Below are 11,548 nucleotides of genomic sequence, written 5' to 3' on the forward strand. Positions count from 1 at the left end.
CTGTTTATTGCAAAATAAAAGTGCAGACTAGTGCAAAGAATTTGTACAGAGTCCTGCACTATTTTTGTGCATAAAAAAAGACTTGCCAGCCACCCCAAGTCCCTCTACTGTTTTAGGTGTCGAAGCCGAAACAGGGAGGTAAGAAAGGATGCTAGCAATGTCTGAAGTTAATTGTATCAAAACATTACGAAATGAAAAAGGATTATCGATTACTGAAATCGCAAAAACCATGCAGGTTAATTGGCGTACCGCCAAGAAATACGGGGATGAGGATCAGCTCCCTCAAGAGAAAACCCATTTGAAAAAAGGCATGATGTACGATGAAAAATGGGGAGAAATCGTAATTGATTGGTTAGAAGAAGATTTAAAGCTCAAGAAAAAGTTGCGCCGTAAAAACAAAAAAATATTTGAGGACCTAGTAAAAGAAGGATTCAAAGGTTCTTACAGAACGGTGTGTAATTTTATACAAGAATGGAAAGTAGCCCAAGAAGATGAAGCAGATAAAGGACATGAACGTTTAGAACATCCAGAAGGAGAAGCGCAGGTAGACTTCGGTATAATGGAGGCTGTTCAAGATGGAGAAATACTGGATGTACATGCATTAGTCATGTCGTTTCCAGCAAGTAATACAGCATTTGCGGTACCAATGCCGAGTGAAAATTTAGAATGCTTTTTAGGTGGACTTCAACTTTTATTTAAACAGGCTGGTGGTGTTCCTTTGAGCATTCGAATTGATAACTTAACACCTGCGGTGAAGAAAGTAAGAAAAGGCGATTCAGAAGCAGAATTAACGGAAGCCTTTCGACATTTCCAGCAATATTACGGGTTTAAAGTGCAAGTATGTAATCCACGCAAAGGGAATGAAAAAGGTCATGTAGAAGGTAAAGTCGGTTATGTTCGTTATAACTTTTTTAGCCTACCGCCGGTCATAAAGGACCTTGAGGATTTAACAGCTCAATTAGAACAACAATTAATCAATGATCGCCAACGAATTCATTATAAAAAAGAAGTGCTGATTGATGAGTTATGGCAGCACGAGCAAAAGCAATTAATCAAATTACCTGAAGAATCTTATCCGGTATTTAAGCAATTCCTCATCAAATTTAATAAATATAACGAGTTCAAGCTTGATGGGCATTTGATTCATGTGCCAAGAGCAAGGAACTACGTCCAACTCTCTTGTGTGACCTATTGGGATTCGTTTAAAGTCATTACAAATGACGGTGAAATTTTATTATCTGACGCACGTCCTTATATGAGAAAACGTCGTTTTATTCCATGGAAGGAAATCTTAAAAGATTGGTTGAAAAAGCCACGTGTTGTAGGGCATTCGCGTTATGCGAATTATTTACCAACGCGCATTAAGGAATATTTAACCGTCCCTTCACTTGCGTTAAGAAAGCAACGGATCAATGAATTACTGACACTTTTACTTACACATGATATGAATGACATCGACCAAAATTTCTATGAATATATTGGCCGTGAGGCTGAGGAAGTAGAACACCCTTACGGTGTAAATTGGACAGAATATGACGCCTTATCGCCAAAAGGAACGGAGGCGTTGAATCATGAATGAAGCGATTTTAACACTCTGTAAGCAATTGAGATTGGCACATGTGGCAGAAGCGATTAAAGAAGTACCTTTTACGGAGCCGGAAGAATATATTTATCAAATTTTATTAAAAGAACAGTTAGGCAGAGAGCAAGCCAAAATAGCACGTAATTTGAAACAGGCACGTTTTATTGATACGAAGACGCTTGAAAGCTATCAGTGGCATAAAGACATTTGTCTACCGAACCATTTAACAAAGGAAGAATTAGAGCAGCTAGATTTCATTCGGAGAAAAGAGAATGTCATTTTAGTTGGCGCACCTGGCACAGGTAAAACACATTTAGCTTCAGCACTTGGTAGAAAGGCTTGCGAGCATGGATTTGAAGTCCGTTTTTATCGCGTTTCACATTTAGTTGAGGAATTAGAGCAAGCCCTGCATGCGGGGAAAATGAAGCAGTTTAGAAGTAAATTAGAAAAAGTTGATTTAATGATTTTAGATGAAATGGGTTATTTGCCTTTTGGCAAAGAAGGAGCAGAATTACTGTTTCAAATTATTTCAGAGTTCTATGAACAAAAGAGCTTGATTATCACATCAAATTTAGAATTTAGTCAGTGGAACCGCATTTTCTCGGATTCGCGTTTAACGGCAGCTCTGGTGGATCGTTTGATTCACCATGCCCATATTATTTCGTACACGGGCCAGAGCTTCCGTTTAACAAACGCATTGTCGAGAAAATAGGGGGAATATTGGGTGGCAACACTCTGTATTTTTCGTTGCAATTCTCTGCACTTTTCTCTTGCAAAACACAAAGGCTTTGTTGGATTTTATATTGTAGTCCATAAAGAAATCTAAAACATTTTTTAATAATGTATTTTTTCCACTAAACATATCCCTTTCAACATCTCTAATAGCATCTAAAAATTGAAAATCAAACTTCTTCAGATATTCTCCATCTACTACAATTTGATTTTCTAAATTTCCTCCATAAATTTTGTATGTATATAACCGCAAAAAGTCTCTGTCGATAATTTCCCATGATTCTATTATAGATGTTGAGTTAGACAGCATATTTTTATAAGCATCATGGTGTTTTAATGGAAGACAAAATTCATAATGTATTTTAGCTTCGTATGGCTTCTCTAACTTAGTTAACCATTGACTTACAACAACTAAATCATCCCCCATTAAATTTTCTTTTTCCTCTTGAGTAAGAGTAACCGAGATATTTATGCTGGGTGGTTGTAATTTTAATTCTTCTAACGAAATTGTTTTATTAAAATCAGCTATTGTTAAATTCTTTTTTATTGATGGATTGAATATCAAAGACATAGCGCGTAATAAGTTTGACTTCCCAGCGTTATTATGACCTATAATAACATTCATACCTTCATTAAATTTAACTGTATTTGATTTGAAATTTCTAAAATTTTCAATTTTAATACTAGATATATACATAATTTATAAATTCTCCTTTCTATAGTAATATTCTTCTTCATAATTGAAATACCTTGAAATTTCTAAAAAAAGACGATTCAGAAGTATTCTAACTACCTCTAAACCGTCTGCTTCTTTTCATCTATTCTTCTTATTCACCCAACTCCAACCACGCGACTGCTTCACAGTGCGCTGTGTGCGGGAACATGTCGACTGGTTGTACTTCTTTTGTTTTGTAGCCGCCATCTTCGAGGATGCGAAGGTCGCGGGCTAGTGTTGCTGGGTTGCATGATACATAGACAACTTTCTTTGGCTTTTGTTCTAAGATGGTTGTTAAGAGCGCTTCGTCACAGCCTTTTCGTGGTGGGTCTACCATCAGTACGTCTGCTGTTTTACCTTCTTTATACCAGCGAGGAATCACTTCTTCTGCTGGGCCTGCTTCAAAGTATGTGTTCGTAAAGCCATTCAGTGCTGCGTTACGTTTGGCATCTTCAATCGCTTGTGGCACAATCTCAACACCCATCACTGATTTGGCTTGTTTCGCAAGGAATAGCGAAATCGTTCCAATACCACAGTACGCATCAATTACGGTCTCATTACCTGTTAAGTCTGCGTAAGCTAATGCTTGTTCATACAATACTTCTGTTTGGATTGGGTTCACTTGATAGAATGAGCGCGCTGAAATTTCAAAGCGGACATCTCCAATATAATCCTCAATTACTTCGTCGCCCCATAGAGGTAGTGTTTCGTTACCGAAAATCACATTCGTATCTTGTCCGTTCACATTTTGCATAATCGAGCGTACATTTGGTACAAGTGTACGAATCGTCTCAATGATGGCTTCTTTTTGCGCGAGTTTACGTTTTTTCGTTACGAGTACGACCATTACTTCATCCGTCGTGCGTGCTTTACGAACGACGACATGGCGAAGTAAGCCTTGTTTTGTTTTTTCGTCATAAGGGGTTAAACCGAGCGCCCATAGTTTCGGCTTTAAGCCTTTTAAAATGGCATCTGCTTCAGCTGTTTGAATCAAGCAGCGATTCGTATCAACAATCGCATGTGACTTCGTTTTATAAAAACCAGCTACAGGTACTTCTCCCTCTAATCCGAATGGAATTTGCGCTTTATTACGGTAATGCCATGGCTCTGTCATTCCTTTTACAGGATGAACAGGTACATCGAGCTTACCGATTCGCTTCATCACATTTTCAACCATGTTTTGTTTCCACTTTAGTTGTCCTTCGTATGACAAGTGTTGTAGTTGGCAACCACCGCATTGATGAAAAATCGGACAGGGTGCTTCGACACGATCTGGTGATGGTTCGGTGATGTCGATTATTTTCGCGAAACCATAATTTTTCAATGTTTTTAATACATGTACTTCGGCTGTTTCTTCTGGTAAACCACCTTGGATGAATAGCGGGTAACCGTCTACTTTTGCGACACCCGCACCGTCATGCGTTAAATCTTCTATATGAACCGTTAATCGGTCATTCTTCTTTACAGGTACAGTCATTGTTCACATTCGCAATCGAAAATTTATAAAAGCTTATAATGTTACGTCTTTTCGATGTGCGTTCTCCTTTTTAACTTACTTGTATCCAGTGATACAAAACGCCGTAACGAGCGTATGCACAGTTGCTTCATTCAATCTTATTATTGTACCACGAAACAAACAGGCAAAAAAGAAGGAATCGATTGAATCGACTCCCTCTTCCCTATACGAACTATTCTTTTTCATCTCTTGTAGCTGGACCATCCATTTTTGCAATCCAGAAACTGATGATAATCGAAACAACAACAATCACAAATGGTGCATAGAATATTAAAAAGTTTTCCATTTGGAACACACTCCTTTAAGCGTGATGATCTTCTTTACCTTCTGCATAGTTCTTATTGAAGACAAATAGTTTTAAAATTAACCACATGGCTGGTACAAGTAAACACAGACCTAAAATGAATGTAACAACGAGCGCAATCGCCATCGTTTGATTTGTGAATGAATCATATAGCGTTAAATGTGGATACATCAAGTATGGGTAATGACTAATACCGTATGCGAAGAACGCAAGTAGGAATTGCCCGATTACTAATCCAATTGCTAAGCCAAACTTCATCTTTTTGAATAATAGATAGATTGTACCGATGAACATGAGCGCTGATAGTGCGAGTAGATACCATAGGTCTACCATACGATCATAGTGTTCTGGATTATGGCTTTTTAATTCAACCATAATACCGATTACTGAGATGACTAATGGAATTGCCCAAATTAACGCATATTTGCGTAGTAAGTCACGCGCTGCCATATCTTTTGCTTCATTCGCATACCATGTTAGGAATGTTGCAGAGATATACAGACAAGCTGAGATAGATAGTACAACGATACTCCACGTTAATGGACTTGTGAATAATGCTTTATAGTTCAATTCAGGTTGTCCTTTTACAATCTCAACAAATCCACCTTCTGAAATTGTTAATACGATGGATAGTGCGGCTGGCATTAAGACACCTGCAATACCGTACATCGTTGCATATCCTTTATGTCCTCTTGCACCGTATGCTTCAAATGCATAATACGAACCACGAATACATAAAAGAATTAAGATGATACTTCCTGGAATCAACATCGGTTGACCGAAGTAAACAGCTGTTTTCGGGAAGAATCCGATAATTCCAACGAAGAAGAATACGAAGAATACATTCGTTACTTCCCATACTGGTGATAAATAGCGTTGGATGATTTTAGACAGGATGTGTTGCTTCCCCGTCATAATTCCATGTGCGTTGAAGAATCCTGCACCGAAGTCAATTGAACCAACAAGGATATAACCGAATAGGAAGATCCAAAGTACCGTAATCCCTAAAATTTCGATGTTCATTTCGAATCCCCGCCTTCCATTTTACGATCCGCTAATTCACGTTCTACAGGGTTTGATTTAAACATTCTAACTAATACGACCACACTACCGATTCCAAGAATGACATATAGAATACCGAATAGAATAGCCATTAAGCCGACGTTTCCGCTCGTTGTTGCGGCATCTGCGACTTTCATATACTTCACAAGAATCCACGGCTGACGTCCAACTTCTGCTAACCACCATCCTGCTTCAATTGCTAGGAATGTTAGTGGTCCACCAAGTACGATGAGCCAGCGGAACCATTTTGAATCAACGAATAACCATTTTCTAATTTTCGCAATGACATACACTAAACTTAATAGAATCATGAATACGCCAATTGTTACCATGAAGTCGAATAGATAGTGAATGTAAAGCGGTGGTGTTTCATCTTTCGGGAATGCATTTAGACCTGTTACTTCTGCGTTAAAGTTATTATGTGCAAGGAAACTTAACATTTTTGGAATACGAATTTCGTATTTAATTTGCTCTGTTTCTTCATTTAGCACCCCAAAGAGTATGAGGTCGGCATCTTTTTCTGTTTCAAAATGCCATTCTGCTGCTGCTAATTTTTCTGGTTGGTATTCTGCTAAATATTTTGCTGAGAAGTCCCCGACAATGGCTGTTGCAATAGAGAATACTAAACCAATCTTCATAAATAAGAAAAGTGATTTCTTATAATAAGCATGTCTTGAACCGCGAATCATGCGATACGCTGCAATCGCTGCAAGTAAAAACGCTGATGTCATAAAGGCTGATACAAGTACATGCCCTACTTTTGTAGGCATAGATGGTGAGAACATCGCTACAATCGGTTGAATATTAGTTAACTGACCATCCTGAATATCAAACCCTTGAGGTGAGTTCATGAATGCATTTACGATTGTAATGAATACTGCTGACATTGCTGAACCAACTGCTACTGGAATTAATAATAAGAAATGTTTTTTCTGATTCTCAAATCGATCCCATGTGTACAAGTAAATTCCTAAGAAAATTGCTTCAAAGAAGAACGCAAATGTTTCCATGAAGAGTGGTAACGCAATAACATTACCTGCTACTTCCATAAAACTTGGCCATAAGAGTGATAGTTGTAAACCGAATGCGGTACCTGTTACAACCCCAACTGCTACGGTAATTACATAGCCTCGCGCAATACGTCGTGCGAGTAAAATATAGTGTTCGTCGTTCTTTTTAATCCCAAGCCACTGTGCAATCATAATCATTAAGGGTACTCCGACACCGATTGTTGCATAGATAATGTGGAATGTTAACGTGAATTCTGTTAACAGACGACTGAAAAATACTGAACTTTCATTCACCATGTTGCTTAGCCTCCTTAGCTAAAAAATGTAACTAACTACAATTGATATGAGCATAATAATTGCTGCAATGCCACAAGTCCAAATTAGAATCCGTTCTTGCTTTTTGTACATAGGCTTCTCCCCTTCATACGCTTATTATACCCCTTTAAAACAGCTTTAAATCGCTAACTCTTGACAGAAATGCTACGTATTCATGTGAAAAGTGTGAGGAAAAATTGCCATTCATGTGACAGTGATGAATGTCACACAAATGCCCTTGATTTTTAAAATGACGCGTGATTTTTTATTGTGAAATATTAATGAAGTTGTAAACAGACAATATAAAAAAGACGTACCTATTGTCCGCTAACCCCTTCTTATTTTTCTTACAAACTCATTTTCTGTTTAAATTCTATAGAACAATAAAAAGCTGTAGAAAACATTTATCTCAAAATGTTTCTACAGCTTCCATATTTCTAAACTTATTCTGCTTCTATACGATCTTCTGCACGAATATCTTCAATTGGTACAAATAATTCAATATGGCGTTTTAAATTTTTAAACACAGCTGGTGCATCTCCACCATATTCACCATCTAAATTCAATTGAATCTTATCCTCTGAATAAACTTTTACCTCTTTTGCTTTTGTATAAATCACATGTGAATCTTTTAAATGTTCACCGCGTACAGCAAGTGTAACAAGTTTAATAAAATCAGCGATATTGCATTTTTTTAAGATGAATACGGAGAATAACCCATCATTAATACTTGCATCTGGCGCTAACTTTTCAAATCCACCAACTGAATTCGTTAGACCGATTAAAAACATCATCGCTTCTTCTTCAAAAACTTCACCATCATATTCAATACGCATATTCGTTGCTTTGATCGATGGTAACATTTCAATACCTTTTAAATAATATGCAAGTTGACCTAAAACAGTTTTCAATTTGCTTGGTACTTCATAGGTTAACTCTGTAATACGACCACCACCTGCAATATTAATAAAGTAACGGTCATTTGCTAAGCCGACATCAACGGGTAATGTATCACCCTGTAAGATAATATCGACTGCTTTGTTAATGTCTCGTGGAATTCGGACAGCTCGGGCAAAATCATTCGTTGTTCCCATTGGAATCAAACCGATTTTCGGACGATTTTCAAACTCACTTACACCTGCAACGACTTCGTTCAATGTGCCGTCACCACCAACTGCTACGATTAACTCAAAATCTCTTTTAACCGCTTCTCTCGCTGCTACAGTCGCATCTCCTTCACAAGTTGTTGCATGACAAGAAGTTTCATAACCAGCAATTTCAAACTTCTCTAATACTTCTGGTAGACGTTTTTTAAAAGCTTCACGCCCAGAAGTTGGATTATATATGATTCTTGCTCTTTTCATTCTTATACCTTCCTGCTTCTCAAAATTTCCCCTATTGCTAAAACGAATTCTCTACTTAAGATGTTGCACTTTTCGTTCATTTTTTCCATAAAATACATATTCCACTCTTTTCGAATGGAATATGCGTTATTATATGAAATTAGATTACTTTTTCTAAAGCTTGTTTTTGACTTGCATACACCCAATGCCAAAATTGATCGTTTGAAGCATTTTCCTCACCAATCATTGTGTACATCTCTTTTTGAGCGGCATCGAATTCTTCTGATTCTTTTGGTGGTAATGCTTGACGACACTTCATCACGTAAGCTTGTAATTCAGGTGCGCGTGGTCCCCATGTTCCTAAAACTTCCCCTTCTTCAGATAAGAAGATATAAATCGGAATAGCGCGTCCACCATTTGTTAGATAGCGGTCAATCAAATCAAGGTTCTCATCGCGTAACACTGCACGTACGTCTAAGTCAGCAGCTTCTGCAATCTTGCGTAAGATAGCATTGTTAATCATCGCATCTCCGCACCAATCTTCTGTAATCACTAAAATATTTGGCTTTTTCGCTTTCAATGCCTCAATAAAAGCCTCGTCCTCTGGTAATGTAAATCCATTATAAACACGATATGAATTATCTTTTAAAGTCGACATTTCTTCCATATATAAAGCAAGTGGTTTTCCTTCTTCAAAATACTGTTGTTCTGTTTTCATTCCATTCCCTCCTCGTTCTTTTTATTTCTTTTGTGTCTTTATTGTAACAAATTCATTTACTATTGACTATTTCCATATTTTTAACTAAACTGAATTTCTTATTCTTCTTACTGAAAGGACTTGATTTTATCCAAAAGTCACTCATCAAAAGCTATAATTTTTTATTATTTGGAATGCTCGCCCTCTTTATTCCGTTTCTTCCCGTTTTTATGAAAGCACAGGGAATGTCGGAAACAAAAGTAGGGCTTTTAATTAGTGTAGGTAGTCTTATTACAATCATTGTGCAACCTACATTCGGTATGATTAGTGATCGTTTGAAAACGATTCGTAAAGTAATGCTCGTTTTAATTTTTCTCACAACCATTAGTGGTTTTTTCTTATATCAAGCATCTAGCATGACCTGGATCGTTATTTTTACGTTAGTGGTGTATGCTTTTTTAATGCCTTTAGATCCACTTTGTGAATCATTAAGTTTTACAACAGCTGAAACATTAAAAATCTCTTATGGCTCTGTTCGCACATATGGCGCACTTGGTTATGCAGTTCTATCATTAATTGTCGGCTACATAATGGACTGGTTTGGTCTACATAGTATTTCTTATTTATTTGCTGTAGCTGGAATACTTGCCTTTCTATCTGTCTGGTTATTACGTGATGCACCACCAAGCCCTGTACCTGTAACGATTGAAGGTTTTAAAAAATTAATTTTAAATAAAGAAATTTTACTGTTTCTTCTATTAATATTAATCGCTTCTATCTCTGCACGTATGAATGATACATTTTTAGGTATTCACGTAATTACGTTGAATGGCGATAACAAACTTGTTGGGCTTGCGTTCTTTATCGCAGCGGCAAGTGAAATTGTCATCTTCGCTTTAAGCTTTATGTGGTTAAAGCCTGGGAAAGAATTATTACTCATCACGATTTCCATCTTCTTCTATGTAGTACGATTCTTCTTATCAGGAATTGTGGATCATCCTTATGCATTAATTGCTGTACAACTGCTACAGATGGTAACATTCCCAATCTTTTATACAGCGGCAATTCAGTACTTATATAAATTAGTACCACGCGAATGGCGTGCAACAGGACAAACTTTACTTGCACTCTTATTCTTTGGGTTTTCAGGTATGGTAGCATCCGCAATTGGTGGTTATGTGTATAATGTATTCGGCGGACACAACTTCTACTTCATGCTAACAGGTATCTCAGCAGTTGCTTTTGTATATGGAATTTTCCTATTAATTCGCCAAAAACGACAAGCTTCATAAAAAAGAAGGAAACAAAAGGATTTTCAATAGAATAAACAAGCTGGAACAAAATATCTCACTTCTCTTTTTTAGCGTTCACAACAAAAAAAACTGGAACCGTGCTACAACGCGATTCCAGTTTTTCTTATGCTCATGTGGGATGGTTGTTTTCTGTACTTATGCCTCAGCCCATTTGTCTATACTAAACTCTTTTTAAAGTACATTAAACCTGCTGTTTCTCCATCGCTTTTTTCTCAATAGCTTTTTGTTTTGTGGCATTTTTCACACGACTATCTAAATCACTTGCTATGTGAATCGTATAATCACCATTTGATATAACTTTTTTCAAATCTTTTACTGTGTGACACTCTTTATTTAACTGATTCCATAAACAACCGTATTGTAAAGAATGATGTGTATCGCTACCACCTACTACAGGCTTATTTAGTTTTTCAGCAAAACGATAAACCAGTTCCTGATTCTTTTCAATGCCGATTGAATGTAAATCCTTTCCGTTTAAATCAAAAGCATCGAGTTGCTGTAACAAACTAGGATCTAATTCGTATAAAGGTGTGCTTTCGCGGTATGGATGTGCTCCAATAATTAACGGATTAAATGGTGCAGCCAACTCAAATAATTGGGGGAAAGGAATAAATTGCTCTTTACTTGTATAATTCTCTAATAACATACGCATTGCACGTATATCCATACGATCTGCAATAATGAGAATATGTCCTACTTCTCGGATATCTACCTCCATACCAGGAAAGATTTTTAATCCATCTACTTCATAATAATTCTTTGTATATGAATAGTGTGCGTCAAGTGTATTATAAACATCTTCAAAATTATGCGTATTAAAATGTTCTGTCAGTGCAAAACCATTCAATCCGCTCTCTTTCGCACTGTGAATCATCTTTTTAAAATATTCTAATGAAAAATCTACCTTTTTTGAAAGCTTACCATGTGTATGAAAATCAAAATTCATCTCTATGCACGTC

The 11,548-nt window shown here is 36.9% G+C and carries 11 protein-coding genes; 3 read left to right on the plus strand and 8 right to left on the minus strand.

Going from position 1 to position 11,548, the window contains the following annotated elements:
• Positions 1–148: 148 nt before the first annotated feature.
• On the plus strand, positions 149–1,579 hold the full coding sequence (gene istA / locus QN089_RS12795) for an IS21 family transposase (protein WP_285215372.1): 1,431 nt from the start codon (positions 149–151) through the stop codon (positions 1,577–1,579).
• A complete protein-coding gene (istB, locus tag QN089_RS12800) occupies positions 1,572–2,294 on the plus strand; it encodes an IS21-like element helper ATPase IstB (RefSeq protein ID WP_285215373.1) in 723 nt (240 codons plus the stop codon). Before istA ends, istB begins: the two co-directional genes overlap by 8 nt.
• Here the strand turns inward: istB and QN089_RS12805 are convergent.
• The 7 genes from QN089_RS12805 to QN089_RS12830 all read right to left on the minus strand — a co-directional run bounded on the left by QN089_RS12805 (position 2,268) and on the right by QN089_RS12830 (position 9,297).
• Positions 2,268–3,011, minus strand: a complete 744-nt coding sequence (locus QN089_RS12805; protein WP_285215453.1) for an ATP-dependent nuclease — start codon at positions 3,009–3,011, stop codon at positions 2,268–2,270. The two genes, istB and QN089_RS12805, sit on opposite strands and share 27 nt — an antisense overlap.
• Positions 3,012–3,141: 130 nt before the next feature.
• Positions 3,142–4,506, minus strand: a complete 1,365-nt coding sequence (gene rlmD / locus QN089_RS12810) for a 23S rRNA (uracil(1939)-C(5))-methyltransferase RlmD (protein WP_285215454.1) — start codon at positions 4,504–4,506, stop codon at positions 3,142–3,144.
• Positions 4,507–4,717: 211 nt separating this feature from the next.
• Entirely contained in the window at positions 4,718–4,831 is a 114-nt protein-coding gene (gene cydS, locus QN089_RS16065) for a cytochrome bd oxidase small subunit CydS family protein (protein ID WP_409136403.1), read from the minus strand.
• A 15-nt stretch (positions 4,832–4,846) separates the two neighbouring features.
• A complete protein-coding gene (locus QN089_RS12815; RefSeq protein ID WP_285215455.1) occupies positions 4,847–5,872 on the minus strand; it encodes a cytochrome d ubiquinol oxidase subunit II in 1,026 nt (341 codons plus the stop codon).
• A complete protein-coding gene (locus tag QN089_RS12820; protein ID WP_068450804.1) occupies positions 5,869–7,218 on the minus strand; it encodes a cytochrome ubiquinol oxidase subunit I in 1,350 nt (449 codons plus the stop codon). Before QN089_RS12820 ends, QN089_RS12815 begins: the two co-directional genes overlap by 4 nt.
• 461 nt (positions 7,219–7,679) lie before the next feature.
• A complete protein-coding gene (locus tag QN089_RS12825) occupies positions 7,680–8,600 on the minus strand; it encodes a diacylglycerol kinase (RefSeq protein ID WP_068450803.1) in 921 nt (306 codons plus the stop codon).
• A gap of 139 nt (positions 8,601–8,739) precedes the next feature.
• Positions 8,740–9,297: a thioredoxin family protein gene (locus tag QN089_RS12830; RefSeq protein WP_068450801.1), complete on the minus strand. Its 558-nt coding sequence runs from the start codon at positions 9,295–9,297 to the stop codon at positions 8,740–8,742.
• Between the two features lie 143 nt (positions 9,298–9,440).
• On the opposite strand from QN089_RS12830, the gene QN089_RS12835 reads away from it, so the two are divergent.
• On the plus strand, positions 9,441–10,568 hold the full coding sequence (locus QN089_RS12835) for an MFS transporter (protein WP_285216435.1): 1,128 nt from the start codon (positions 9,441–9,443) through the stop codon (positions 10,566–10,568).
• A 202-nt stretch (positions 10,569–10,770) separates the two neighbouring features.
• On the opposite strand, the gene QN089_RS12840 is transcribed toward QN089_RS12835, so the two are convergent.
• Positions 10,771–11,535, minus strand: a complete 765-nt coding sequence (locus QN089_RS12840) for a PHP domain-containing protein (protein WP_285215457.1) — start codon at positions 11,533–11,535, stop codon at positions 10,771–10,773.
• Between the last annotated feature and the right edge of the window lie 13 nt (positions 11,536–11,548).

The sequence above is a fragment of the Kurthia sp. YJT4 genome (assembly GCF_030219945.1).
Classification (GTDB): Bacteria; Bacillota; Bacilli; order Bacillales_A; family Planococcaceae; genus Kurthia; species Kurthia gibsonii.

What these genes read in the sequence shown, in the direction of transcription:
- istA (WP_285215372.1), top strand. Translation starts at nt 149, where the DNA reads ATGCTAGCAATGTCTGAAGTTAATTGTATCAAAACATTACGAAATGAA.
- istB (WP_285215373.1), top strand. Translation starts at nt 1,572, where the DNA reads ATGAATGAAGCGATTTTAACACTCTGTAAGCAATTGAGATTGGCACAT.
- QN089_RS12805 (WP_285215453.1), bottom strand. Translation starts at nt 3,011, where the DNA reads ATGTATATATCTAGTATTAAAATTGAAAATTTTAGAAATTTCAAATCA.
- rlmD (WP_285215454.1), bottom strand. Translation starts at nt 4,506, where the DNA reads ATGACTGTACCTGTAAAGAAGAATGACCGATTAACGGTTCATATAGAA.
- cydS (WP_409136403.1), bottom strand. Translation starts at nt 4,831, where the DNA reads ATGGAAAACTTTTTAATATTCTATGCACCATTTGTGATTGTTGTTGTT.
- QN089_RS12815 (WP_285215455.1), bottom strand. Translation starts at nt 5,872, where the DNA reads ATGAACATCGAAATTTTAGGGATTACGGTACTTTGGATCTTCCTATTC.
- QN089_RS12820 (WP_068450804.1), bottom strand. Translation starts at nt 7,218, where the DNA reads ATGGTGAATGAAAGTTCAGTATTTTTCAGTCGTCTGTTAACAGAATTC.
- QN089_RS12825 (WP_068450803.1), bottom strand. Translation starts at nt 8,600, where the DNA reads ATGAAAAGAGCAAGAATCATATATAATCCAACTTCTGGGCGTGAAGCT.
- QN089_RS12830 (WP_068450801.1), bottom strand. Translation starts at nt 9,297, where the DNA reads ATGAAAACAGAACAACAGTATTTTGAAGAAGGAAAACCACTTGCTTTA.
- QN089_RS12840 (WP_285215457.1), bottom strand. Translation starts at nt 11,535, where the DNA reads ATGAATTTTGATTTTCATACACATGGTAAGCTTTCAAAAAAGGTAGAT.